The following is a 24679-nucleotide window of genomic DNA, read 5'->3' on the forward strand; positions in this document are numbered from 1 at the left end:
CTGGCGCAACGCCAGATCGGTTCAGGGAGGTTTGTAACCGCATCCATTCGTGGTCGAAATTCGCCGTCTACGTCGTTATCTGCTTGAAAACTTGAACTTTCCGACCTGTGGCTTCCTCTCAAGCCCATGCACGACATGGCGTTCGCCGCCGTCTTAAAGGAATAGGAGTTTTCCAATGCCGGAACAGGCATGGCCTGAGCGCAAGCCGTCGACCGTCGCGATTCTGCTGGCCATTGCCGCCTGCCTGGCGCTCGCTGGCTGTAACGACAAACAGCAATCGCCGCCCCACACCCGCGTGCTGGTGCAGAGCGTAAAACCCGGCGATTTCAGCGACCAAGTGGAGCTGACCGGCGACATTCAGGCGCGCGTCGAAGCGCAGCAGTCTTTCCGCGTCGGCGGCAAGATCATCGAGCGCATGGTCGAAGTCGGCGACCGGGTGAAGGCCGATCAAGTGCTGGCGCGCCTCGACCCACAAGAACAGCAAACCAACGTCGATAACGCCCGCGCCGCCCTGCAAGCGCAAGAGGCGCAACTGCGTCTGGCTGAAGTCAGTTTTAAACGTCAGCAACAGCTGCTGCCCAAGGGCTACACCAGCAAAAGCGAATTTGACCAAGCGCAGGCGCAGTTGCGCTCCAGCCGTAGTTCGTACAGCGCCGCTCAGGCGCAGTTGGCCAACGCCCGCGACCTGCTCACCTACACCGAACTGCGCGCCTCCGCCGATGGCGTAATCACCCAGCGTCAGGCGGAGGCCGGGCAAGTGGTGCAAGCCACGGTGCCGATTTTCACCCTGGCCCGCGCGGGCGAGCGCGACGCGGTTTTCGATGTGTACGAATCGCTGTTCAACGCTGAGCTGGCCGAACAACCGGTGACCGTCAGCCTGCTGAATCGCCCCGCCGTCACCGCCCAAGGCAAGGTCCGCGAAATAACCCCGACCATCGACGCGCAAAGCGGCACGGTGAAGGTCAAGGTGGCGCTGGAAAATGCACCCGAGGAAATGAACCTGGGCGCCGTGGTCACCGCCACCGTGCGCCCGAAAACCAGCAACCGCGTGGTATTGCCGTGGTCGGCGCTGTTTAAAAGCCAAAATCAGCCGGCCGTGTGGCTGGTGGATGAGCAGCAGAAAGTCACCCTGCAACCGGTCAGCGACGTGGCGTATGGCAGCGGCACGGTGATGATTGGCAAAGGGCTGGCAGCAGGCCAACACGTGGTTGTCGCCGGTGGGCAGTTGCTCCACCCGGGACAAGTGGTGGAAATCGCCACGCCGGACAAAGCCGCCGAACCCGAAAAAGCGAAAATCGCCGCGCCGCCACCGGCTGATAAACAGCAGGAGGGCGCGCGATGAACCGTTGCTTGCCACTCGCTGTGTCGCTATTGCTAGCCCTCGGCTTAACCGCCTGCTCAGACGAAGAACCGCCAAAACCGGCGCCGCGTCCGGTGCTCTACAGCGTGGTCAGTACCCAGCAGCAAGCCACGGTGGGCCGCTACGCCGGGACCATCGAAGCGCGTTACGAAACCACCGTCGGTTTTCGCACAAACGGCCGCATCGCCTCGCGCGCCGTGAACGTCGGCGACAAAGTGGACAAAGGCACCCTCCTCGCCACCCTTGACCCTAGCGATCAGGAAAATCAGCTGCGCGCCCGCGAAGGTCAGATGGCCAGCGCTAACGCCCAGTGGATTGATGCGCAAGCCAACGCGCGTCGCCAGCAGGAACTGTTCGATCGCGGCGTGGGCGCCAAAGCCAACCTGGACGACGCGCAAACCCGCTTGAAAACGGCGCGCGCGAGCCTCGACCAAATGGCCGCCGATGTGCAAAACGCCAAGGACCAGGTGGAGTACACCCGCTTGCTTAGCGACTTCCCTGGTGTGGTCACCGCCTGGCGCGCAGAAACCGGCCAAGTAGTCGCGGCCGGCCAGGAAGTGCTGACCCTGGCCCGCCCCGACGTACGCGAAGCGGTGTTCGACCTGCCTGACGAACAAGTAGCGCAGTTGCCCGCTGACGCGCGCTTTACCGTGCGCTCGCAATTGCAGCCAGACGTTCAGGCCCAGGCACAGGTTCGCGAAATGGCACCGCAGGCCGACCCCACCACACGCTCGCGACGCGTGCGCCTGAGCTTGATCGACAGCCCGGAAGAACTGCGCCTGGGCACCACCGTCAACATCGAGCTGAGCAGCCAGACGTCGGCTCACAGCACATTGCCGGCCAGCGTATTGATTGCGGACCGGGTCGAAAACGGCCGCGCGCACGTGTGGGTCATTGACCCTACGAGCCTCGCGGTGAATCAGCGGGCCGTGCAGGTGTTAAGTCGTGAAGGCGACTCGGTGGTAATTGGCGAAGGCCTACGCGACGGAGAGCACGTGGTGCGCGCCGGCGTGAATAGTTTGCAACCCGGACAAGTCGTCAAGCTGGACCCAGGAGCAGTGCAATGAGTCGGGAAACGGGCGGTTTCAACCTGTCGGACTGGGCCCTGCGCCATCAATCATTAGTCTGGTATCTGATGGCTGTTTCCCTGGTCATGGGGATTTTTTCCTACTTCGAATTGGGCCGCGAGGAAGACCCCTCCTTCACCATCAAAACCATGGTTATTCAGACCCGCTGGCCGGGCGCGACGGTGAACGACACCCTTTACCAAGTCACCGATCGCATCGAAAAGAAACTCGAAGAACTGGACACCCTGGACTACGTGAAAAGCTACACGCGGCCCGGCGAGTCGACCGTGTTCGTGTACCTGAAAGACACCACCAACGGCAAAGACATCCCCGACATCTGGTACCAGGTGCGTAAGAAAATCACCGACATCCAGGGCGAATTTCCCCAAGGGTTACAGGGACCGTTCTTCAACGATGAATTCGGCGACGTGTTCGGCAGCATCTACGCCTTCACCGGCGACGGGCTGAGTTACCGGCAACTGCGCGATTATGTGGAACAGGTGCGCCTGGATATCCGCAGCGTCGACAACCTGGGCAAGGTGCAGTTGATCGGCGAACAAAACGAAGTGCTGTACCTGAATTTTTCCACCCGCAAGCTGGCGGCGCTGGGCTTGGACCAAAGCCAGGTGGTGCAAAGCCTGCAAGCACAGAACAGCGTGACGCCCTCGGGCGTGATCGAGGCCGGCCCCGAGCGAATTTCGGTGCGCACGTCCGGCGAATTCCGCTCGCAGGAAGACTTGCAGGCGGTGAACTTGCGGGTGAACGACCAGTTCTATCGCCTGGCCGACCTGGCCACCATCGAGCACCGTTTTCAGGATCCGCCGGAGTCGTTGTTCCGCTTCAATGGCCAGCCGGCCATTGGCCTGGCCGTGGCCATGCGCGACGGTGGGAACATTCAGACCTTCGGCCAGCAATTGCACCAGCGCATGGAAGAAATAACCGCAGAGCTGCCCGTCGGCGTTGGCGTGCATCAAGTGTCGAACCAAGCCGAAGTGGTGAACAAAGCCGTAGGCGGTTTCACCAGCGCGCTGTTTGAGGCGGTCATCATTGTGTTGGTGGTGAGCTTTATCAGCTTGGGCGTGCGCGCCGGTCTGGTGGTGGCGTGCTCCATTCCGCTGGTATTGGCCATGGTGTTCGTGTTCATGGAATACAGCGGCATCACCATGCAGCGGATTTCCCTCGGCGCCTTGATCATCGCCCTCGGCCTGCTGGTGGATGACGCGATGATTACCGTGGAAATGATGGTCACGCGCTTGGAAGCAGGCGACACCCGCGCCCAGGCCGCCACCTACGCCTATACCTCCACGGCATTCCCGATGCTCACTGGCACCTTGGTGACCGTCGCGGGCTTTGTGCCGATTGGCCTGAATGCCAGCTCGGCAGGCGAATACACCTTCACCCTGTTCGCAGTGATTGCTGTGGCGCTGCTGGTGTCGTGGCTGGTGGCGGTATTGTTCGCGCCGGTTATCGCCGTCCATGTTTTACCGAAATCGCTGAGCCACAAAAAAGACAAAGAACCCGGCCGCCTGACCCGAGGCATGGACCGTGGTTTGAAATGGGCGATGCGCCATCGCTGGCTAAGCATCGGCCTCACTGTGGCGCTCTTCGTCACGTCGATAGTGCTGATGCAATTCGTCCAGCAGCAATTCTTCCCCTCCTCCGACCGCCCGGAGTTGCTAGTGGACCTTAACCTGCCGCAAAACAGCAGCCTGGAGGAAACCCGCCAAGTCGTGGACCGTTTGGAAGCGACCATCAAGGACAGCCCCGACATTCAGCGCTGGAGCACCTACATCGGCGAAGGCGCCGCGCGTTTTTATCTACCCCTCGACCAGCAACTGCAAAACCCCTTCTATGCACAACTGGTGATCGTCAGCAAAGACCTGGAAGCGCGCCAACGCCTGGCCGCCGAACTGAAGGCCCGTTTGCGTGAGGACTTCGTTGGCATCAGCAGCCTGGTTCAACCGTTGGAAATGGGCCCGCCTGTAGGACGGCCGATTCAGTACCGCATCAGCGGACCCAACATCGAACAAGTGCGCGAATACGCCATGCAAGTGGCCGGTTTGCTCGACGGCAACGCCGATATCGGCGACATGATCTATGACTGGAACGAGCCTGGCCGGGTGCTGAAAATCGACGTGGCGCAAGACAAAGCCCGGCAGTTGGGGCTGTCGTCACAAGACGTGGCGCAGACCATGAACAGCGTGGTGACCGGTGCGAATGTCACGCAGGTTCGCGACAGCATCTATCTGATTAACGTGGTCGGCCGTTCCGAGGAAGGCGAACGACGTTCTCCTGAAACCTTGGAAAACCTGCAAATCACAACGCCGCGTGGCACCTCGATACCCTTGCGCGCATTCGCCACGGTCAGCTACGAGCTAGAGCAGCCACTCGTTTGGCGCCGTGATCGCAAACCCACCATCACGCTCAAGGCGAGCGTCCACGGCGATAAGCAGCCCACCGATGTAATGGCCGAATTGCAGCCGAAGATCGACGAGTTCGCCGCGAAGCTGCCAGCCTCGTATCGGATCAAACCGGGCGGCACCGTGGAAGAAAGTGGCAAGGCGCAAGGACCGATTGGCAAAGTCATACCGCTGATGCTGTTTTTGATGGCGACCTTTCTGATGATTCAGCTGCAAAGCGTGAAGAAGCTGTTTCTCGTTGCCAGCGTCGCGCCACTGGGCTTGATCGGCGTGGTCGCGGCGCTGCTGCCCACCGGCACACCGCTGGGCTTTGTGGCAATTCTTGGCGTGCTCGCGCTTATCGGCATCATCATTCGCAACTCGGTGATTCTGGTGACGCAAATTGACGAATTCCGCGAGGCAGGTTCAGACGCGTGGGATGCCGTAATTGAAGCGACTCACCACCGAACCCGCCCCATTCTGCTCACCGCTGCAGCGGCGAGCCTGGGCATGATTCCCATCGCACGCGAAGTGTTTTGGGGGCCGATGGCCTTTGCGATGATCGGCGGCATCATCAGCGCCACCCTCCTGACCCTGCTGTTCTTGCCGGCGTTGTACGTCGCTTCATACCGCATTCAAGAACCAGCGCGGGAAAGCGCCCAAAGCGGCGGCGAACCTTCCGAGGTGCGTTAGCCGGACAACAATGCGTCGTGCGGAAAAGGGAACCGAACGGCGCATTCTTCCTTCTCACGTTATGCCCGTCCGCGCAGCCCGCGGGACGATGCTCAACGACAGAGAGCCCGGATGAACACAAAACGCGCCGTCGCACTGCTGACCCTCGACACGCCACTGGCCGACCATGAGCGCGCGGTTCAGCAGGTACTGGCAGAGAAAATCGGCGACCTGCTCGGTCTGCCCGTACAGACGTCTTCCGAAAACAACAGCGCCTGTTATTGGATCCCCAGCGAAACGGTGACGGGCGCCCAGCAGATGAAAGCGCTCGGGATCGCCAGCGCCGAGGATTTCTTCGGCGGCGCCGTGCGGTTCCCCTTCATGGCGACCAAAGCCATTAGCCACCCCTTGATCGAGCAGCCGACCGTGACGCCCGAAGGCTGGACCGCGCAGTTTCACCAACAGGCGGCCGATGCGGTATTGCGCGGCACCACGGTGTTTGACCTCAGCGATGCCGAGCGGGCCGGATCGGCCCTGCTGGCGCATGGGCCCGTGCGGGTGAAAGCCGTGCGAGGCAAAGCCGGTCGAGGTCAGACGTTGGTCGAAAACGCCGCTGAACTCAGCGCGTGTTTGCGCCAGGCGGATGCTCAGGAAATCTCGGAATGGGGTTTGGTACTGGAGGAACACCTGAAGGAGGTGGTGACGTTTAGCGTGGGACAAATCCAAGTCGCCGGGCTCGTCGCCAGCTATTACGGCTCGCAACGCTTAACCCAAGACGACAGCGGCGCGCAGGTGTACGGCGGCTCTGATTTGATGATCGTGCGCGGCGGCTATGAAGAGCTTGATGCGCTGCCGTTATCCACGCACGCCCGTTTGGCGATTAAGCAGGCCGTTACGTATGAACAGGCCGCGTTCGATTGCCTGGGCCTGATCGCCTCGCGTCGCAACTACGACATTGCCCAGGGCATTGACGCCCTGGGGGAAGAACGCTCTGGCGTCTTGGAACAGTCGTGGCGCATCGGTGGCGCCAGTCCTGCTGAAGTCTTCGCGCTGGAAGCCTTGCAGCAACACCCCGAAATCCTGTGCCTGAAGGCAAGCACCTACGAAACATATGGCGATGACGCCCCAGCGGGTGCGACGCGCCTGTTCCAAGGCGAGGTTGCGCCCCACGGCACTATCAGTAAATTCGTAAAGGTTGACCTCAATGCCTGCCCATAGCCAGACCATAGACATTCAAGTTGATAACGAAACAATCGCCGGAACCCTGATGTCCCCGGAACAGAAAGTGCCGGGCATTCTTTTCGTACATGGTTGGGGTGGTAGCCAACAGAGGGACCTGGCACGCGCCAAAGGCATCGCCGGATTCGGCTGTGTATGCCTGACCTTCGACCTGCGCGGCCACGAGCGCACGTCAGGCAGTAAACAGACGGTGACACGGGAACAGAACCTGGCGGACATCGTTGCAGCTTACGACCAATTGGCGAGCCATCCGGCAATCGATCCGGACAAAATCGCGGTGATCGGCAGTAGTTATGGGGGATATCTGGCGACGTTTCTTACCGACATGCGTCCGGTACGGTGGCTCGCATTGCGCGTGCCCGCGTTGTACTGGGACGAAGAATGGACGGTGCCCAAACAGCTTCTGGACCGCGAGCGCCTGGCGCGTTACCGGCGCACGCTGTGCTTGCCAGAACAGAATCGCGCCCTGGCCTGCTGCGCAAAATTCAAAGGGGACGTGCTGTTAGTGGAGTCGGAGCACGACGACTATGTGCCCCACACCACGCTGATGAGCTACCGCGCTGCTTTCGAAAAGGCTCACTCGCTTACCCATCGCATCGTCGACGGCGCCGATCATGCGCTCAGCCAGGACAGCGATCAAAAAGCCTACACCTCGATTCTCAACAGTTGGATTGGGGAAATGATCATGGGCGCGAGAACGGCAGACTATCCCCACCATTCGGCCATTTATTCGTAAATGTGGCGAGTCAGTGCAAGGTGTACGACGGCTCCAGGCCGTTATCGTGGCAGGTGGTCTCGCTGCAAAGCGGATCGGCAAGGCGGTCAAATTGAAAACCGCTGCGGTAGATCACCACGTTACGAAAGCCGCTCAGCGTTTTGAGAGCGTCGGTGTATTCATGCCCTAGAAGACGACGGTTAATCAGCACTCGGTCAAACGGCTTACCGCCAAAGTCGATTAACGAACGCAGCTCCTCCAGCGTGCCGACCGAAGCAATGCCGAAACAGCCGGCGTTATTCATGAGTTTTTCGACATTGGCGCGAACCAGCGGGTCGGCGTCGGCAATCAGGATGCGCATGTGCTTGGCTAACATGGTCAAGGCTCGTAAGGAATGAGCCGGCAAGTGTCCTTAGGGTGACCAATCCATTGAATTCGATGTTTCCTCAAAGACCGTAGGACATTACCTCTCGAGGCGTTCCAACCCGTCAGCAACAATGGTTAATTCCTTCACGAGCGCCTGCAACTGGCCTTCCAGTTTCGCCTGCGACGTTTGCTCCTGACACGCGCGATTCAATGCTGCTGCCGCACGCTGCGCGCCAAAAGCCCCGATGTTTCCGGCAGTGCCCTGCAGCGTATGAGCGAGGCGCGTAGCCAACACGGTGTCATTCGCCTCGACGGCGGCATGGAACTCCGCCGAGAAGTCCTGCGCTTGTTGGCGAAACATCTTCAACAACTTGGTGTAAAGCGCCGCGTTGTTCATGCAAACGGACAGACCCGCTTCAACATCTACACCGGGAAGCGCCCCAAATGTTTCGGAAGCCGGTGAGGGCTCGGTCGGAGCTTGCGCAGTGGATGAAATAGGAAGCGGTTTAATCCACTTGGCGATTGTGGTGAACATGCTCAAGACATCAAGCGGCTTGGTGATGTAATCATCCATGCCCGCCGCTAACGCTTTCTCACGGTCGCCCTTCATGGCGCTGGCCGTCATGGCAATAATCGGTATTGCCTGTGTATTCAGATCAGCGCGTATGTGCTGCGTGGCGGTATATCCGTCCATCACCGGCATCTGGCAGTCCATCAAAATGAGACTGTACGAGCGGTCTTTGGCGAGAAAATCCAGCGCACGCTGGCCATTGCCAGCCACTACAACCTCGGCGCCAGCCTGGGCCAGCAAAGCAACCGCCAGCTCCTGATTCATCTCATTATCTTCAACCAGAAGAATGCGATGGCCGGCCAAGCGCGAACGAAGATCAATGGATACGTTGTCGTCTCGAAGCTTCCGGGCAGGCAGCGGCTTGGAATGGCTTAGGGCCTCGCTGAGCGAGCCCGCCAATTTGGCGGCGGTCAGCGGTTTCACCATCACGGCGTTGAACGCTTCAGCGTCTTGCACCTGAGCACCACCCTCACCGCCAGCAGAGCCGATCAGAATAGCCCGGACGTCGTGATGGCTTGGCCGCTGCCGAATGAGCCGCAAGCAGTGCGCGCCGCCCATGATAGGCATGTGTTCGTCGAGCAAAATGAGATCGTACCGCCCCCCCGACCGCTCGATTTTATCGATGGCAATCAGTGCCTCGATGCCGTTGGCCACTTGATCAACTTGCATTCCCAACGACAGTCCCATCGTTGCAACAATTTCACGAGCCGACGCATTGTCATCAACCAGCAGCGCGCGGATATCGCTCAATGGATTCGCAGTCGACGACAGTACGGCGCCCGGCGCTTCGACGCAGTCGAGATCGACGTGAACATGGAAGATCGAGCCCTCGCCGTACTGGGATTCCACCCAAATTCGGCCGTCCATCAGCTCCACCAATTGCTTGCAGATAACAAGCCCCAGGCCACTGCCACCGTACCGCCGAGTAGTAGAGGAATCCGCCTGGGTGAAACTATTAAACAGCTTGGCCCTTTGCTCCTCGGTAAGCCCTATCCCGGTGTCTTTAACCCAAAAATGCAACGTGACCCGTTTTTCGACAGCCTCTACCAGTTCGACCCCAACGATGACTTCACCCCGCTCGGTAAATTTCACCGCGTTGTTGCCCAGGTTAATCAGTACCTGCGCCAGACGAAGTCGGTCCCCTATTAACAGAGCTGGAACACTGGCAGATATATCAAAGAGCAACTCGATGTTCTTCTGATTGGCCCGAAGACTGATAGCGTTTGAAAGATCCTCAAAGGCATCTTCCAAGCGGAACTCTTCGTGCTCAATTTCCATCTTCGCCGACTCGAGTTTACTGAAGTCTAAAATATCGTTTATCAAATCCAGCAACGAGTTAGCGGCCTGGTGCACTTTCTCGATGTAATTACGTTGCAGGGGATCCAAATCCCCCCGCAGCGCCAATAAGGACATTCCCATAATGGCGTTCATTGGCGTGCGGATTTCATGGCTCATGTTGGCCAGGAATTCACCCTTTATTTTATTGGCAGACTCCGCGGCGCTCATCGCCGTAGACATTTCCCGTTCGGCTACTTTCTGCGCCGTAATATCGATAAGCCATCCAAGCGTGCCGGTCTCACCCAAAAAATCGATGCGCAGAAAGTTAACTAAGACGTCGCGAATTTGATGATTGTTGTCATATACCTGCGTTTCATGCTGTTCCACCACGCCTTCACGGCGCAACATGTCGCGCAACTTTTCGCGCTCATCAGCGCGGACATATAGACGCGGCATGGGCACATCAACCCGAACATCGAACGTATTGGTGAACAGAGGATTGGCGAATCTGACAATGCCGGTAGTCCCGATCTGAAGATCATCGGCAATAATGCACACCGCGACGGGAGCGTTATCCAAGATCAATTGAAGGCGTTGATGTTGCCGGGCAATTTCTAACGAATCGCTGCGGCGGATACGCATATCCGCCAGCCGCCGAAGGAAAAACCACATTAATAAACCGCACGAGCCGGCGGTTAAAAATGAAATCCAGAATCCTTCCTTAAAGCTGTAAACCGGCGCAAGCGCGCTGATTGTGACGAGCTTCCATTTACCGCTGGGATCATTCCAATCGACCGGAGCTGACGAAACAGCGTAACGCTCCCCTTCGATGGTTACGGTATCTTCAGACAGGTTGAAAGGTAGCGCTCTGACCTTGCTTTCATCGTCAAAATAAGCGCCGAACTGCTTGGTTTCCGCGATTTCCTTTATTTGCGCTGAAGTTTTCGGCTCTATGGTGCGCAGGCTCCACTCCAAGCGCCCGGAGGTGAACACAATGCCTTGGGGAGAAATCACTAAACCGATGCGAGAACCGTCATCTTTGACGAAATCTCCTAATTCACTAGCTTCGAATCGCCCGACCACAGCGCCCGTCACCTCATCCGACGCAGCCTCCAAATACACCGGCGCCGCCACGTAATAAACAAGCCGGCCGGACGTTGGGCTGACACCGCCGCTTACGCTTGGCAGCCCCTTCATCGCCTGTTGGAAATAGGGACGATTGCGGACGTCCACCCCGATTGGCGATAGGTTTTCACCGCTCCAATCACTTTTAATCACGCCCTCCCCATCGACGACAAAGGCGAGACTAGCCCCCACGCGCTTAGCGATCACCTTCAGCGCCGGCTGAGCGATATTAAATTGTCGAGCGTGGCGGATGTCCGGCTCAAGTGAAGCGGTCCTAACCGACGAGTTAATTAACCCCGCCAACAGCAGTGCTCCCATCCCTTTGCCGTTTAACGTAACGCCTTCAAGGCTGAACGCATTTTCTCGGATCAGTGCCCGCTCCGCGTCGCGAAACCGCCCCTCTACCATTAGCCGATAAGCTTCAGTGGCCGCGAAACCAAGCACACACGATAACGACAAAGCCCCCACAAGAACCGGAACACGGTAAGCCCCAATCCACTCAGAAATTTTATTCACCTGGATACTCGTAAAGTTAAAGAAGCGACAAGCAAAGAATTGGTTGGCCATCATGGCTTAAAACTGTAGCACCACAATTCAACAGACGTGGCGAAAAAAACTATAAATCGATTTGAGCGGCGTGCAGCAAAATAGCGGATATAGGGATTTTCCTACAGATCAGGAAGAGTCGTTGTACATCGCCAAAGTTAAGCGGGTGCGATATTTCGGCCACTTAACTCGCGTAGGAACACACTCAATGTCCCAGCCGAAAATCCTTATCTCCGAAAGCCATCCCCTTGCGCAACAAGCTTTAGTAAGCGTTTTAAAATCGCTCGGGCACACAAACCTTCATGTTGCACTTACGAATGACATTGCAGAAAAACTCATCCTGGAAGAAAAGTCATTCGACATACTATTTTTCTCATTAAGCTCAGCGAATTGTTCCGCTTTGACCTTTTTACGGCAGGCAAATCACACCGGAGCCATTCGAACAGTAATCTTCGTGACCGATGTGACGGCAGATATCTATACCGCGCTATGCAACCTCGCGAAGTTTTCGGGCATCCGCGTAGCTGGACGTCTAGGCAAGAAATACACAAGAATTGAATTACAAGCGGCATTAGAAAGCGCATCCGTGCGAAAAACGCAATCAAGACCTACTTTGCGTAGCAAGATGCCACCAGCAAAAGCGGTAGCAGCAGCCGCACTAAATGATGAATTCGTTCCATTCTTCCAACCAAAAATAGACCTCGCCTCCATGAAAATAGTTGGAGCCGAAATACTTATGCGCTGGAAGCACCCGAAATTTGGGATTATCGGCCCACAAACGTTCATTGATTTAGCGAAGCGCTTCGGCCATCTGGATATGATGACGTTTTCAATTTTCCAGAGCGCGCTAGAATTTCTAAACCATGAAGAATTAGACAAAAACTTTAAGCTCTCTATAAACATAGATGCCACCCAACTCACTAGACCCGATTTCAGTTCAAAAGTATTGAAGATCTTGAAGGCCAACCATGTACGGCCCGGTGCCGTGATTTTAGAAATTACCGAAACTGGACTTCTTAAATCACCAGCCGAGTGCTACACGAATTTAATTCATTTACGGACGATTGGTTGCGGTATATCCATCGACGATTTTGGAACAGGATATTCTTCGCTACAGCGAATCTGCGAGATACCCTGCACAGAAATCAAACTAGACATGAGCTTCGTGAAAAATATCGATCTAAATAAGCGAACTCAATTAGCCGTAGCGAGTATGGCTCATCTCAGCCAGCAGATGGGGGTATCACTCGTAGCTGAGGGCATCGAAACAGTTGAGCAGCTAAAACTTCTTCAGAGCCTAAATTGCCAGTTCGGACAGGGCTACATATTTTCGCCCCCTATATCAGGCGAAAGCTTAATTCAATGGATGTCGAGCCATAAAACGGAGGAACAGCTTCTTTTACTTTGATCATGCAATCTTGGACCAGCCCCTCCATAAGTATGAAATGCCTTTGTAAATTCAAGGAAAATCAAAAGATATTTGAGCGCGAGCGCTGATGGCGACGAGGCATCACGTCCAGAAGTGGCAGCTAGAACGATGAACGCCCAACAAGACACACAACTAAGCCGGGAAAAAGAAACCTCCTACATAGTTTAAAGAAAACAAATTAATGAACCTGGACTAAACTCGACCGAGGAATTGCCGTTAATGGGGAACATAATGGACCGTAAAGACGCGCTGCATGGTATTTCGGAATCAGAAAAACCTTCAAATCAGGAAGCAAACGGAAGCGTTGAGCAATCATCGAATTTTCCTACCCCTAGAACGGACCCCGCCCACTGCAAAAAGACTTCATTAAATGTTCTATTAGTGGACGACCACCCAGCCAACCTGATGATACTAGAACAACAGCTAATCTTTCTGGGACATACAACCCAAAGCGCAGAAAACGGAGCTCAGGCGTTAATGCTTACGAGCCAAACGAAATTCGATCTGATCATTACCGATTGCAGAATGCCGGTAATGGATGGATTCGAGTTAACCAAGCAACTCCGAGCGCAGGAAAAAACCCTAGCTCAGTCGCTTTACTGGATCATAGGCGTAACTGCAAGTACGGACGACGATGAACGCGACCTCTGCATTCAGGCTGGAATGGAGGATTGTCTTTTCAAGCCTGTAGGCGCACGCGAACTGGAACATTGCATTAAAAACCTGCAGGGACTTGTTAACCAATCCCAATCACGGGAGCCGAAGCATATCTCCCAGCTGGTTGATGATAAAAGCATCCACGCACTGACAAACGGCGACGATGACTTAAAGGCTCTTTTCCTGCAGCAGCTGCACACCACCAACCAAGTTGATTTGGACAAGCTCCACGGAAATTTAAAATTGTTGGACTGGGAGGGGTTCTCATTTATGGCGCATCGTGTGAAAGGCGTGGCTAGGCTAATTAACGCCAAGTCACTAGTTGAATCGATTGAGAAATACGAGAAAGCGATGAATCTCGAAAATAAACCGTCGAACATTGAATCCATCGCTACCGAAGTATGTTGTGCAATAGAAGACCTACAGCGATCGCTTGAAATTGAAATTGGCGCTTCGCAATCATAAACCACTAGAAGTTAATAACGGAAATACAATGGGAAAAGTACTCATCGTCGACGACCACCCCGTAGTGCGGTTGGCTGTCAAGCTTTTATTAGAGCGCGAAGGTCATACATTACTAGGCGAGACGGATAATGGTGTAGACGCTTTGACCGTGATTCGCAATCAAAGGCCTGACTTGATTATTTTGGACATCGGCATTCCAAAAATCGACGGATTGGAGGTTCTCGCCCGAATCAGTACATTAAAACCGAGGCCCCGAGTGCTTATTCTGACCTCTCAGCCGGCAGACCTATTGGCATTTCGCTGCATGAAAGCCGGGGCAGCAGGTTTCGTAACGAAAGGAGACAACCTTGAGGAACTGCAGCGCGCCGTTTGGGCGGCCCTTTCCGGATATAGCTTTTTTCCGACAGATATTCTCAGCACTGTAAACCCTACTATCACCGACAGCAGCGAGCAATCAATGCTTAACAGCCTGTCAGATCGGGAAATAATGGTGTTGCAAATGCTCGCTCAAGGGAAGTCAAACAAAGAGATTGGTGATTCTCTGCTGCTAAGCAACAAGACGATCAGCACGTACAAGACTCGCCTCCAGCTTAAGCTCAACGCCTTCAACCTTGTTGCACTCGTCGATTTCGCTAAGCGCAACGGATTGGGTTAATTGGCGAAATTTTAACTCTTAACAAATCACATCGGCTTCTTGCGCTTCGGAACCCTCCTGCATCTATTCAACCGGGTTCACCTTAATCTCACTAATTACATAGATGGTTAAGGGAGCGCAGGAAGCGCATGCTCAGTATTTTATTAGCTAGCGATCGAAATACGGTACGGAAGCATTTTCAAAAAATCTGCGGGACTTCTGAGCTACTTGTCTGCGGCGAAGCGCTGAGTTTGGAAGAGACGTTAGCGAAAAGCGCGCTGCATTCACCGGATGTCGTCATCTTTGGATTCCGTTGCTCGGTACTGCGCCAAACAGAAACGATTCTGGAAATGTCCCGCCACTCCGAACAGACCAAAGTCCTCGTATGCACCTCCCGCGACTCCTATCGATCGACGCAAGCTTTTATCAGCGCGGGAGCGGCTGCGCTGGTTCCTCGCCAGTGCACCAGCGCAGAGTTTCTAAAGATACTTTCAGGAGCCACCGCAGGTTTCAGCATGGTGCCGATCAGGTCTTTGCAGCACGCTAAGGTAAAAATTGCATACCGCACCGCCGAGTCACTTGCGAAGGTGAACTTGGTGGAACCTTAGCGTCTGCCGCCTCGGCCACGTAGTTCGATAGTACGGGTCCAGTCAGACCGCTTATCCAGTTTTCAGAACACCTGAACGTAGCATAGGCCCAATTCATATCACCTTCGATGAGGGATTTTATGATGAATAGGCTCGCCTACGTTTTGCTCTTGTTGGCTGGATTGCTAATGAACGGTCCTAGCAGCCTAGCGGCCGACATTATCGACAGTACCGGCCCGACCTCCAGTCCAGGCCCAACGAACCCTACTCCTCCAACACTTCCCACTCCGGGTACCGGCAACAGTGACGGCAACGGTCCTACAACTGATATTGAGGGTCCTGACAGCGCTCCACGGCCAGGTACAGACGGAACCGGGATAGAGGACGCTCCTCATCGCGTTTTGAAGAGTTCTCCAAACGAACCCGGCAGTAAACCTGAGCGCAACACCGACAATAAGTAAGCGGTCGAGCAAAACGCTTGCCGCAACGTCTCTATTCCTGCTCTTGCCGAGTGGCTTGCCGCTCGGCGATCGGCGTGTCCCGGCTAGAACTTTTTTAGAACCTTATGTATCAGACCTATAACCTGATATTAGGCGAGAGTTCCTTGTTATCTCCGCCTAGCCCCGCTGAGCAGCGCAACACGGTCCCTCGCCGCTGGCGCTGCGAGAGGAATAAGAATGACAAGCCCCCTGCTTCAGCGTTATTTGAAGGTTCGCCGGCATAGCGAATCGTTGGTCGCAACACTCACCGATGAAGACATGGTCGCGCAATCCATGCCTGATGCCAGCCCCGCCAAATGGCATCTAGCCCACACGACCTGGTTCTTCGAGACCTTCGTGCTGATGGCTCATGAACCCGGATACAAACCTTTCGACCCCGCCTACGCGTATCTTTTCAACTCCTACTACGAGTCCCTTGGCCCGCGGCAACCGCGCCCCCAACGGGGGGTGTTAACGCGACCGGCTATGACAGAAATTCGCCGCTATCGTTACTACGTAGATGAGCACATCCAAGCGCTAATGGGAGAAGACGCGCCGGCTGATCTGACGGGCCTGCTTGAATTGGGTCTTGCGCACGAACAGCAGCATCAAGAGTTGCTGTTGATGGATATCCTCCATCTGTTCAGCCTCTCGCCCTTGAAACCCGTGTATAGCGAAGCGTGGCGCATGCCGCAAAATGACCGTCCAGGCCAGTTTCAGCTCATGGCCGGCGGCATGGTCGAACTCGGCCACATTGGAGACGAGTTCTCTTTCGATAATGAAAGCCCGCGCCACGCCACGTGGCTTCAACCCTTCGAAATTTCCGATCGACTGGTGACCAACCGCGAATGGCTCGCCTTTATGGCTGATGGCGGCTATGCCCGAGCCGAATTCTGGCTCGCTGATGGTTGGAGCAAGGTTCAGGCTGAAAGCTGGCAAGCCCCGCTCTACTGGCAGCGACTCGAAGGCGATTGGCAGCAGATGAGCCTGGCGGGCGCGCAAAAGATTTTTCTCGACGCCCCGGTGATGCACATCAGTTATTTCGAAGCGTGCGCCTACGCCAGCTGGGCAAATGCTCGACTTCCAACCGAAACGGAGTGGGAAATCGCGGCTCGCTCAGGGCTATTGGAGCAAATTGATGATTGCGCCTGGCAATGGACCCAGAGTGCCTATACGCCCTACCCCGGATTTAGACCTGCGGCGAGTGCTGTCGGCGAGTACAACGGAAAATTTATGGTGAGCCAATTGGTGCTTCGAGGCGGCTCCTGTGCAACGCCTAGCGGGCATTCGCGCCTCAGCTACCGAAACTTTTTCTACCCGGGCCAGCGTTGGATGTTCTCCGGTTTGCGCTTAGCCCGCGACTTGGCGTCGCATCAAAACCAAACCGAGGCTGACGAGCATCAACACAGTAGTGACTTCGCCAAAGACGTGCGCCTAGGACTTTCTGCTGAGTCAAAAAACCTGGCGCCCAAGTATTTTTACGATGCCATCGGCTCGGAATTATTCGAGGCGATCTGCCAGACGCAGGAGTATTACCCCACCCGCGCAGAAACCGCCCTGTTGAAAGATATCGCTCACGAGCTATCCACCTTTATACCTGATGGAGCCGCGTTAATTGAGTTTGGCAGCGGCGCCAGCGTTAAAACACGACTGCTGCTCGAGGCCTCTCCACAGCTCGACGTCTACATTCCACTGGATATCAGCGCGTCGGCGTTGCACAAAGCAACGGAGCAACTTCAGCATGCCTATCCGGCGCTGTGGGTCGCTCCTGAAATTGGCGATTTCTGCCATCTAAAAGATCTGCCCGCCGCTGCACGAACACGTCCTCGAGTAGGATTTTTCCCAGGCTCAACGCTCGGCAACTTTTGCAAACGCGACTCCGTGGACTTCCTACGCAACGTGCGGCGTTTTTTGGGTGAAGGCGCACGGTTGATTCTCGGTCTGGATATGCTCAAAGACATCGCCACACTCGAAGCGGCGTACGACGACGCCGACGGCATCACCGCTCAATTCAACAAAAACCTGCTGGCCCGCATCAATCGAGAGCTGGACGGCAATTTTGAACTGGAACAATTCCTTCATCTGGCGCAATGGAACCCCCAGCAAAGCTGCATGGAGATGTTCCTAGTGAGCACGCAGGACCAAGACGTTTACGCTGCAGGCAAAACATTCCACTTTGCCGAAGGTGAGCGCTTACACACCGAGTGCTCGCACAAGTACACCCCGGACTCAGTAGCGCGCTTGGCTGAATCTGCAGGTTGGACCTTAGAACGCCAATGGCTAAGCCCCGCGCCGCAGGTGGGCATCTTCCTGCTACAGGGCTGAGCCTAAAAAGCAAAAAGCCCCGAAAACTTCGCAGTTTTCGGGGCCTTAGGCGTTTCAATATGGCGGTGAAGGAGAGATTCGAATTCTATTTTCTTCGTTCCGCTGCGTCGCAAACCCACTCAATCAGGGGATCGACGCCCCTTTCCCGCTCACTGTGTAGCTATTCGGCCCAGTAATTTCGACACTTTTTCGACTCAAACACACTACAACTAAGCAATCAGCACTTCCGCGTTCAACCTATATAAACAGGAAAATTTTGCTCATGATGGAACACTCGTCCACTGGTATCGAGTACAGAAACAAACATGTAGTGCAGGCCGATAAAAGCAGTTGGTTCGGTGTTGCTTGCACGATAGCGCCCATCGTCCCCTTTTACTGCCAAAACTTCCGTCGAATGGTTAGCAAAGTCCTTTTCTGCTGACGCTTGCTTCCCATGATTCTCAACTCTAAAACGAACCTTTACCTCACTAACTCCCCACCCAGGAATTTGAAATTCCGCAGTAAATTTTATATGCACATTAGATGAAGCGCTTCTTGAGCATTTATGCAAAGCTTCGTTACGCTCGACAACCTCGCTTGTTATTATTATCGGAACATCTCTATCCTCTGGCCTCGGCAGCATGTTTAAGTATTTTTCATGCTGGATAACATATTGCTTGTAATTTTTTGGCCGCCCATCCTTTCCGGTATAGTTAGGAGTTACATACTTATCAGGCTCTCCCGCAGAGATTTTCAGCGCAATAACGTCATTATGAAGATCAAGCAACTCGACTAACTCTTCACCAACCATAACTCTATTCTTGCTTGCCTTTTGCTGCAGCTTAGCCGCGACATCAACATGGTAAGAGGTTGCGGTAACCTCGGAGCTACCTGAATACCCATACATCCCCCACAAGACCTTATCGTGTTTTCCATAATCGATGCCAACTCGAATACCCACATCATCTTCCACGCCAAAGCTCTTCATTCGCGGGGATACCACCGACCGCATGAACTCGACTAAGTACGTACCGCAATTTATTGCATTAATTGCACTATCTCTAGGGGACACATTATTGCCACGAAAGAATGCCAACACTGCATCACCCATAATCCTATGTACATGTCCGTCAAACGCAAGCACGGTCTCTATAGCACATTTTATTATTTGATTCTTTATCCAAAAAACTTCCTCCGGACTGTATACAACCCCCAATTTTGTCGAGCCTTTAATATCAACAAATAGCGACACGACATACCCACGCTCTTGCCTGCCATTGTCTTCCAAATGATTAAAGTCAGGATGACCGCCTATTGAAGCAGCTTTATGGCCTTTTTTACCAAACAAAGACCTTATATTCTCCTGCACTTTAAAATCATTAGCACCGTCCGCCCGGGGCATAACTTCAGTTGAAGCAGACTCCATAGCCGCATCAAAAAAACGCTCTTTAGAATCTTGCGCATAGCTCTTATGAATCGGACGTTCCAAAGAAAATCCGCCATAAATCTCATTCATCCCTGACATATTTTAAACCCTGACGTCTCATAAATAAAAACAAGCACCAGAAAACCTAACAATACCAAATTAACCACCGCAATTCGGCTCGCCTCTGAAATCTTCTTTATCTTTTCATTAGTTATAACTGCGACTTCGTGAACCTGACGGGATAAATCAGCCTCAAGCTCTTCAAAGGTCACACCCTTAATTTTTTCTATATATTTTTCAGCTGTGAAATTCTGCGCCACCGAAGCGAAGAAAAATATTGACGGCTCCCCTCCACCTGCAGTGCTACTGCTTGAAAGTTTCGGCCATATGCTTTTCATAACCCAATAAATACTAAACAACGATACCAAGCCGACAGCCATTAAATTCATTAGAACAATGACTTTAGAAAGCCCAGCGAACGATGAAAGAATTTCACTAGACTTCAATATTACACCAGCAAATACAGCACTATTAAAAGTCGCTAACAGACCACTTTTAAAGTTCACTGTAGAAATATAGCCATCAAATCTTTTAAGGCTATCCCACAAAGCGCTGATTTTAATTTTCTGATAATCGCTTGGTTTGTAGTCTTCCATTATACCCTCGCTTAATTCAGCAGCTTAAGCGCCGCAGCTTTTCATTTCTTTCTTAACCTTTAGCAGCTTTGTTGTTTCTTTAGCACTCTGACGCGATAGCCAGTTAAGGCGCCTGGTATGATCGAAGTTAATGATTTCGATCCGCTCGATCCAACTTTCACCAAGTCTTCTCTCTGTACCCTCGAACACACTCCTGCACATCATCATCAATAACGTTTCCAGGCTTAATACATTCTTTGACAGTTCGCCGTACACCTCGCGTCTCTTCTTTCTCAGCGAGGTCTCTTTGTCTGAGGTCTTTTTCGGCGGCTTCGGCCATTGGGCCTTTGCCATTGGCGAGGGACCGCATCATGCGTTTCTGAAGCTGCTCCGCCATAGGCATGACTACGTTATCGGTGATGCCTTTAGCAGCATCATCGACCACGTCTGCTGTGCAGATTGAGGATGTGAGTAGAGCCAATGCAGCGATGAGTCCTTTCATTCTGTCCCCTTCCTTTGGGCAAACCAGCGCCTAGCTACTTCTTGCGTAATCGCTATCCCGCGTTCTGATTGGGCAAGTTTGAATGGGCTGCTTCGTAATCAGGGCTCGTTTGTCCGCAATCAGGATGAATTTCGCCGCTGACAATCCACAGCGCAAACTGTGGGTACAGCTTAACCACCGCCTCAATCTCTTCCGCCTTGATCTCGCGGCTTTTTGCGGGGTTTTTCAAATTGCTCCATGTGTACCGGCTTATACCGGTCAGTTCCTCAAGCTGCGGGAGCTTTAGTCCGCAATGCTTCAAGACGGTTATTACACGCTCTTTGATCATTCCAAATTCATCTATTGTGACTCTATCCAAAATGACTTTATCCGCATAAGATTCAATTCAACTCTAGTCAAATCGGATAGAGCAATAACACAGAATGTGTAAATCCACACGAATAGTGACGGAACGAGCATGGAACTGGAAGAGCTAGCCCCATCAACGTTAGTAGGTCCACAGCAGGACGTAGAACCCATTGCCAAATGGGCCGACCGAAACGGCGTATCTGTCGGCACTGCACGTGCTTGGGTCTATCGCGGTGTGCTGCCTTCTATAAAGCTCGGCAAGCTGCGCATGGTGAACAGCGCAATGCTCCGCAACTGGCTTCTAGAACAGGAATGGACAGCATGAGCCATGCACAAGTACTTGCATCTGCCCCACTCCGTGGATTGTGGCTGCTCTGTCTGCTGGTCAAAGGCCGCGATGGTGAGCGTCGTTTCCTCCCCATCCACACGATGCGAGCACTGCCGCCCCGCATCAGCACGCCCGATACGCCCCTTAAAGATGGGCCTGGTAGCTGGCGTTTGGAAAGTCTTGCTGTCGGAGTGGGAAGTAACGCCGGCCTTTATCTGCGAGAAACATTCGCCACCGCGCCGGCCCCCGAAGTATTGGAACGTTGTGTACGACACCGGCAAGCCAACGCCCTACGTTCCCCGGTACGACCTGTTCGAGCTGGAGAGTTGAGCTGATGGCAATGAATCAATGGGCTCTTCTCGGAGCGGTTCTGAATTTCCCGCTGTTGGCCTATCTGCTGATTCGGTGGTGGTTCATTAAGCACTTTCGGTATGTACCAATCGAAAACACCGGGCAAACCAAATCGCCGGCCGTGTCCGGGTCTGGTTTACCAGACGCGGGCACGGGTGGCGAAACGGGATAACAAGGGCATGGCCCTTGGTTTTAAAGCTTCAAGCGGCCACGTAGGCCGGTAACCAAAACCCCAGCAATCCGATTCACCCCAGCGGCTTTGAAATTTCAAAGTTCATCCGCTCGGGATCGCTCGGCCTGCTGAAAGGCAAAACCGCGCAATAACGCGCAACTAAGCGAGGAAATACAAGATGGCTCGTTCGACTATGGAAGTGGCATTTCTCGGCACTCAGCGCTTCGACGGTGAAGGCGGCACCAAGTACATCAAGGTGTTTTATGGCGATGAACCGGACGGCAAAACCGAACACGGTCTGTCGATTATCGGCATGGCTGCTGACGATGACGCCGCCGAAGAAATCTTCGCTGCCGGTGCTCACTTCTCGCCGTTGGAAACCGTGCGCATCACCTTCGACGTCGCCCGTGGCGGTCAGAACAAAGGCAAAAATCTTGCCCTGCACATTGAGTCGGTAAAGCCCCGCGTTGCCACTCAATCGCCCCAACAAGCTCCAAGCAAACCCACCACCGAAGCACCCAAGGCGTAACGGCTAAACGGGAGGGTTTGCCATGCATCGCTATTTGTTCATCGCCGCTTTAGCCGGTATCGGCGGCTACCTGTGGGGCCTCTCTGACGGCCTCGCCATTGCCGATTCGGTGGTAGCGCAGGTGCAAGCGTTCGGCGGCCTCCCTCTGGTGGGTAACTACTGATGGTCGTTGCTGTTCAGGTTTGCATGGAGTGGGTCACTAACGCTGATGCGTCTATCAGCTGCTCCCAACTTGGATGGCAGCAGGCCTATCTGATTCCGCCTGAGGCCGCTGGCTATGTAGACATTCTGGTCTCAGGTGGTTTTTCACCAAAAGCCTTCGCCGTTGGTTTTGGCGGTGTGCTGCTGGTGTTCGTAATCGGGCTATCTGGTGGATGGATAGCCTCAATCCTTCGACGTATGAGGTAACAATCAATGAAACATCTGCAACTGCGTAACAAGTTCTCCGCTCTGGGTCTGGCTGCTGGCCTGGCTGTTTTCTCTGCTGGTCAGGCCATGGCTGCTGCCATCCCAATCAGCACTGATGGCATCGAAGAGCAAATCACTGCCGGCGCTACTTCCGCTGGCACCGTGGCTGGTTATGTCGCTCTGGCACTGGCCGTTCTGGCTTGCGCTGGCGTCATCTTCGGCATGCTGCGTAAGTCGTAACAGATGCTCTGGTCAGTGTGGCTCGGCGCATTCGTGGCCGGGGCCTTCATCACCGGTTACCGCTGCGGCGAGTTCTTCTGATCTGGAGGGAAAAGGGGCCGAAAGGCTCCTTTTTTATTGCATGAGAAAACAGCTGTCTTTGATTTTAGTTTTTGCTCTCTGGGGCGTGTTGCCGTCAGCATTTGCTGCCGATTACGTTTGGACGGGGCCCGGCGCGTCTTCTTCAAGCCCCGCTGCTGTTTGCTCCATCCTGTTATCCCAAGCAAACGCCGCAACTTCTGTTTATACATACACGACGACAGGCGTTGTTAGGGTTTCAGAAACAAGCTTTAGGTGCCCTTATAAGCAGGTCAAAATAAATGACCCGACCGATGTTCGTGATTCTTGGTGGACACTAACTCGCTCGGGTACTGGTTGCCCCGTTAACACAACATACAACGGTGAGACCGGGGAGTGCGTTGTCCCCTACAACCCCTGTACCGAAAAAACCGGCAGGGCTTCCAACATTGCCGCATCGGTGCCGCTCCCCGGCTCGGCTTGCATCAACGGCTGCTCCGTCGCTTACCATACGAACTCCAACCCGCTAACTACTGGTGGCCGGACCACGTACTACTACGACGGCAACTACACCGGCAATCAATGCACGGCAGCTAACCCAGCGGGCTACACCGAATGCAATCTTGAGTCCGACTGCACCAAGGCTGATACCGCCCCTCAAGTCGAAACCTCGAACAAGTGCGAAGCCGGTCCAGACAGCACAACCGCTGATGGCAAGCCGGTAAAGGTCTACAACTGCACCGAGACCAAAGAGGTTAAGCAAGACGGCGACGAAAACTGCAAGTGGGGCACGGTCAATGGCAATTGGACCTGCGTCATTACACAGCCCAAATCGACCAAGACAAAGACCGACACCGAAACCAAAACGACCTCCAACCCGGATGGCTCGAAAGACACGCAGACCACTACCACCAAAACCGAAACCAAGTGCACCGGCGTAAACAGTTGCACTACGACGACTACGACTACCACCAACAACAACCACACCAACGCGGACGGATCGCCAGGCGACTCTAGCTCTAGCTGTAAGGGTGCCAAGTGCACGCCCGGTAGTGGTGAGGGTGAAGGCGAAGGTGAGGAAGAAGAGGGCGACGACGAAATCGCCGGTCCCACCAAGCAACTTGTCGGCAACGCATCCGAAGGCTTCGGCGAAGAGGAAGCGGAGTGGCAGGCCAAGATAGACGCAGGCCGCCAGCAACTGGATGGCCTGATTAACCAGTACTCGACTCTATTTTCCGGTGTCTTCGACCTGAACATCGGCACGGGTGGCGCAAAGCTGCCCTGTTACGACATCCCCATCCGTAGCCCGTACATCAACACCAATCTCGATTTCTGCCCTGCCGATTTCGAAGACCAGCTCATTTACCTGAAATACATCCTGCTCGCCTGCGCAACGATTTTGGCCGGCTTCATCATCTTGAGGGACTAACCGTGGAATGGATCAGCAGCACCATTGACCAGATTTTCCTGTTTTTCCAATACGTGTGGGACTTCCTCACGACTGGTATTTACGACCTGCTCAAAACCTTCATGGCGATCGCAACCAAGGCCGCGCTGTATTCGTATATCCAGATGCAAATCTTCGCTTTGCAAGTAGCGTATGAAGCCGCCCAAGACGTTGTTAACAGCATTGGCGTAACCCAGCAAATTCGGCAGATGTATTCCGGTTTACCGGGTGAGGTGTTGAGCGGGCTTTCCTTCTTCGGCATCCCGCAAGCGTTGAATATCCTGTTCTCCGCTTTATCCACACGCTTCATGCTCCGCTTCGTGCCGTTCATGGGTCGCTGACG

23 protein-coding genes are annotated in these 24679 nt (G+C 54.3%); 17 read left to right on the forward strand and 6 right to left on the reverse strand.

Features of this window, described 5'->3' with window-relative positions:
* Positions 1–175: 175 nt before the first annotated feature.
* The 5 genes from AC0IW7_RS19425 to AC0IW7_RS19445 all read left to right on the forward strand — a co-directional run bounded on the left by AC0IW7_RS19425 (position 176) and on the right by AC0IW7_RS19445 (position 7473).
* Positions 176–1342 carry an efflux RND transporter periplasmic adaptor subunit gene (locus tag AC0IW7_RS19425; protein ID WP_471820209.1) on the forward strand — a complete coding sequence of 389 codons (1167 nt, stop codon included), beginning with the start codon at positions 176–178 and terminating at the stop codon, positions 1340–1342.
* Positions 1339–2427 (forward strand): efflux RND transporter periplasmic adaptor subunit, encoded by a 1089-nt coding sequence (locus AC0IW7_RS19430; protein ID WP_471820211.1) that lies wholly within the window; start codon positions 1339–1341, stop codon positions 2425–2427. The genes AC0IW7_RS19425 and AC0IW7_RS19430 overlap by 4 nt, the downstream gene beginning before the upstream one ends.
* Positions 2424–5519 carry an efflux RND transporter permease subunit gene (locus AC0IW7_RS19435; RefSeq protein ID WP_471820213.1) on the forward strand — a complete coding sequence of 1032 codons (3096 nt, stop codon included), beginning with the start codon at positions 2424–2426 and terminating at the stop codon, positions 5517–5519. The genes AC0IW7_RS19430 and AC0IW7_RS19435 overlap by 4 nt, the downstream gene beginning before the upstream one ends.
* 111 nt (positions 5520–5630) lie before the next feature.
* Positions 5631–6716 (forward strand): DUF3182 family protein, encoded by a 1086-nt coding sequence (locus AC0IW7_RS19440; protein ID WP_471820214.1) that lies wholly within the window; start codon positions 5631–5633, stop codon positions 6714–6716.
* Positions 6703–7473, forward strand: a complete 771-nt coding sequence (locus AC0IW7_RS19445) for an alpha/beta fold hydrolase (protein ID WP_122495747.1) — start codon at positions 6703–6705, stop codon at positions 7471–7473. Before AC0IW7_RS19440 ends, AC0IW7_RS19445 begins: the two co-directional genes overlap by 14 nt.
* Positions 7474–7483: 10 nt before the next feature.
* Here the strand turns inward: AC0IW7_RS19445 and AC0IW7_RS19450 are convergent, their stop codons facing one another.
* Both AC0IW7_RS19450 and AC0IW7_RS19455 read right to left on the reverse strand, forming a co-directional pair.
* Entirely contained in the window at positions 7484–7828 is a 345-nt protein-coding gene (locus AC0IW7_RS19450; RefSeq protein WP_471820216.1) for an ANTAR domain-containing protein, read from the reverse strand.
* A gap of 87 nt (positions 7829–7915) precedes the next feature.
* Entirely contained in the window at positions 7916–11362 is a 3447-nt protein-coding gene (locus AC0IW7_RS19455) for a response regulator (RefSeq protein ID WP_471820218.1), read from the reverse strand.
* 184 nt (positions 11363–11546) lie between these two features.
* On the opposite strand from AC0IW7_RS19455, the gene AC0IW7_RS19460 reads away from it, so the two are divergent.
* The 5 genes from AC0IW7_RS19460 (at position 11547) to egtB (ending at position 17914) form a co-directional block, all read left to right on the forward strand.
* On the forward strand, positions 11547–12746 hold the full coding sequence (locus tag AC0IW7_RS19460; RefSeq protein WP_471820219.1) for an EAL domain-containing response regulator: 1200 nt from the start codon (positions 11547–11549) through the stop codon (positions 12744–12746).
* Between the two features lie 252 nt (positions 12747–12998).
* Positions 12999–13889 (forward strand): response regulator, encoded by an 891-nt coding sequence (locus AC0IW7_RS19465; protein ID WP_471820220.1) that lies wholly within the window; start codon positions 12999–13001, stop codon positions 13887–13889.
* 28 nt (positions 13890–13917) lie between these two features.
* Positions 13918–14544 carry a response regulator gene (locus AC0IW7_RS19470; RefSeq protein ID WP_471820222.1) on the forward strand — a complete coding sequence of 209 codons (627 nt, stop codon included), beginning with the start codon at positions 13918–13920 and terminating at the stop codon, positions 14542–14544.
* Positions 14545–14672: 128 nt separating this feature from the next.
* Positions 14673–15131 carry a response regulator gene (locus AC0IW7_RS19475; RefSeq protein WP_471820224.1) on the forward strand — a complete coding sequence of 153 codons (459 nt, stop codon included), beginning with the start codon at positions 14673–14675 and terminating at the stop codon, positions 15129–15131.
* 656 nt (positions 15132–15787) lie between these two features.
* Complete coding sequence (gene egtB / locus AC0IW7_RS19480; RefSeq protein ID WP_471820226.1) at positions 15788–17914, forward strand: ergothioneine biosynthesis protein EgtB; 2127 nt, start codon at positions 15788–15790, stop codon at positions 17912–17914.
* Between the two features lie 232 nt (positions 17915–18146).
* Here egtB and AC0IW7_RS19485 read toward each other — a convergent pair whose 3' ends face one another.
* The 4 genes from AC0IW7_RS19485 to AC0IW7_RS19500 form a co-directional block, all read right to left on the reverse strand.
* Positions 18147–19418, reverse strand: coding sequence for an adenylate/guanylate cyclase domain-containing protein (locus AC0IW7_RS19485; protein ID WP_471820227.1), 1272 nt, complete (start codon positions 19416–19418; stop codon positions 18147–18149).
* Positions 19406–19975, reverse strand: a complete 570-nt coding sequence (locus AC0IW7_RS19490) for a Pycsar system effector family protein (RefSeq protein ID WP_471820228.1) — start codon at positions 19973–19975, stop codon at positions 19406–19408. The genes AC0IW7_RS19485 and AC0IW7_RS19490 overlap by 13 nt, the downstream gene beginning before the upstream one ends.
* A 157-nt stretch (positions 19976–20132) precedes the next feature.
* Positions 20133–20456, reverse strand: coding sequence for a hypothetical protein (locus tag AC0IW7_RS19495; RefSeq protein ID WP_471820230.1), 324 nt, complete (start codon positions 20454–20456; stop codon positions 20133–20135).
* Between the two features lie 52 nt (positions 20457–20508).
* Positions 20509–20784, reverse strand: coding sequence for an XRE family transcriptional regulator (locus AC0IW7_RS19500; protein ID WP_471820231.1), 276 nt, complete (start codon positions 20782–20784; stop codon positions 20509–20511).
* 129 nt (positions 20785–20913) lie between these two features.
* Between AC0IW7_RS19500 and AC0IW7_RS19505 the strand changes: the two genes are divergently transcribed.
* The 7 genes from AC0IW7_RS19505 (at position 20914) to AC0IW7_RS19535 (ending at position 24677) form a co-directional block, all read left to right on the forward strand.
* Positions 20914–21129, forward strand: coding sequence for a helix-turn-helix domain-containing protein (locus AC0IW7_RS19505; protein WP_471820233.1), 216 nt, complete (start codon positions 20914–20916; stop codon positions 21127–21129).
* Positions 21130–21132: 3 nt separating this feature from the next.
* Positions 21133–21462: a lysogeny maintenance protein PflM gene (gene pflM, locus AC0IW7_RS19510; protein ID WP_471820234.1), complete on the forward strand. Its 330-nt coding sequence runs from the start codon at positions 21133–21135 to the stop codon at positions 21460–21462.
* 371 nt (positions 21463–21833) lie between these two features.
* Complete coding sequence (locus AC0IW7_RS19515; RefSeq protein WP_471820235.1) at positions 21834–22184, forward strand: hypothetical protein; 351 nt, start codon at positions 21834–21836, stop codon at positions 22182–22184.
* A gap of 22 nt (positions 22185–22206) precedes the next feature.
* Positions 22207–22347: a hypothetical protein gene (locus AC0IW7_RS19520; protein ID WP_463551424.1), complete on the forward strand. Its 141-nt coding sequence runs from the start codon at positions 22207–22209 to the stop codon at positions 22345–22347.
* Between the two features lie 251 nt (positions 22348–22598).
* Positions 22599–22832, forward strand: coding sequence for a hypothetical protein (locus tag AC0IW7_RS19525; RefSeq protein ID WP_471820236.1), 234 nt, complete (start codon positions 22599–22601; stop codon positions 22830–22832).
* A 121-nt stretch (positions 22833–22953) separates the two neighbouring features.
* The gene (locus AC0IW7_RS19530; protein WP_471820238.1) at positions 22954–24318 is read left to right on the forward strand and encodes a hypothetical protein; all 1365 of its coding nucleotides are present in this window, start codon (positions 22954–22956) and stop codon (positions 24316–24318) included.
* Between the two features lie 2 nt (positions 24319–24320).
* A complete protein-coding gene (locus AC0IW7_RS19535; RefSeq protein ID WP_463551427.1) occupies positions 24321–24677 on the forward strand; it encodes a DUF2523 family protein in 357 nt (118 codons plus the stop codon).
* Positions 24678–24679 lie beyond the last annotated feature (2 nt).

It is taken from the genome of Pseudomonas sp. AC229 (assembly GCF_979254655.1).

Bases quoted from the DNA above. Each gene is read 5' to 3' on its own strand.
- AC0IW7_RS19425 (WP_471820209.1), top strand. From the start codon at position 176: ATGCCGGAACAGGCATGGCCTGAGCGCAAGCCGTCGACCGTCGCGATT.
- AC0IW7_RS19430 (WP_471820211.1), top strand. From the start codon at position 1,339: ATGAACCGTTGCTTGCCACTCGCTGTGTCGCTATTGCTAGCCCTCGGC.
- AC0IW7_RS19435 (WP_471820213.1), top strand. From the start codon at position 2,424: ATGAGTCGGGAAACGGGCGGTTTCAACCTGTCGGACTGGGCCCTGCGC.
- AC0IW7_RS19440 (WP_471820214.1), top strand. From the start codon at position 5,631: ATGAACACAAAACGCGCCGTCGCACTGCTGACCCTCGACACGCCACTG.
- AC0IW7_RS19445 (WP_122495747.1), top strand. From the start codon at position 6,703: ATGCCTGCCCATAGCCAGACCATAGACATTCAAGTTGATAACGAAACA.
- AC0IW7_RS19450 (WP_471820216.1), bottom strand. From the start codon at position 7,828: ATGTTAGCCAAGCACATGCGCATCCTGATTGCCGACGCCGACCCGCTG.
- AC0IW7_RS19455 (WP_471820218.1), bottom strand. From the start codon at position 11,362: ATGATGGCCAACCAATTCTTTGCTTGTCGCTTCTTTAACTTTACGAGT.
- AC0IW7_RS19460 (WP_471820219.1), top strand. From the start codon at position 11,547: ATGTCCCAGCCGAAAATCCTTATCTCCGAAAGCCATCCCCTTGCGCAA.
- AC0IW7_RS19465 (WP_471820220.1), top strand. From the start codon at position 12,999: ATGGACCGTAAAGACGCGCTGCATGGTATTTCGGAATCAGAAAAACCT.
- AC0IW7_RS19470 (WP_471820222.1), top strand. From the start codon at position 13,918: ATGGGAAAAGTACTCATCGTCGACGACCACCCCGTAGTGCGGTTGGCT.
- AC0IW7_RS19475 (WP_471820224.1), top strand. From the start codon at position 14,673: ATGCTCAGTATTTTATTAGCTAGCGATCGAAATACGGTACGGAAGCAT.
- egtB (WP_471820226.1), top strand. From the start codon at position 15,788: ATGACAAGCCCCCTGCTTCAGCGTTATTTGAAGGTTCGCCGGCATAGC.
- AC0IW7_RS19485 (WP_471820227.1), bottom strand. From the start codon at position 19,418: ATGTCAGGGATGAATGAGATTTATGGCGGATTTTCTTTGGAACGTCCG.
- AC0IW7_RS19490 (WP_471820228.1), bottom strand. From the start codon at position 19,975: ATGGAAGACTACAAACCAAGCGATTATCAGAAAATTAAAATCAGCGCT.
- AC0IW7_RS19495 (WP_471820230.1), bottom strand. From the start codon at position 20,456: ATGAAAGGACTCATCGCTGCATTGGCTCTACTCACATCCTCAATCTGC.
- AC0IW7_RS19500 (WP_471820231.1), bottom strand. From the start codon at position 20,784: ATGATCAAAGAGCGTGTAATAACCGTCTTGAAGCATTGCGGACTAAAG.
- AC0IW7_RS19505 (WP_471820233.1), top strand. From the start codon at position 20,914: ATGGAACTGGAAGAGCTAGCCCCATCAACGTTAGTAGGTCCACAGCAG.
- pflM (WP_471820234.1), top strand. From the start codon at position 21,133: ATGCACAAGTACTTGCATCTGCCCCACTCCGTGGATTGTGGCTGCTCT.
- AC0IW7_RS19515 (WP_471820235.1), top strand. From the start codon at position 21,834: ATGGCTCGTTCGACTATGGAAGTGGCATTTCTCGGCACTCAGCGCTTC.
- AC0IW7_RS19520 (WP_463551424.1), top strand. From the start codon at position 22,207: ATGCATCGCTATTTGTTCATCGCCGCTTTAGCCGGTATCGGCGGCTAC.
- AC0IW7_RS19525 (WP_471820236.1), top strand. From the start codon at position 22,599: ATGAAACATCTGCAACTGCGTAACAAGTTCTCCGCTCTGGGTCTGGCT.
- AC0IW7_RS19530 (WP_471820238.1), top strand. From the start codon at position 22,954: ATGAGAAAACAGCTGTCTTTGATTTTAGTTTTTGCTCTCTGGGGCGTG.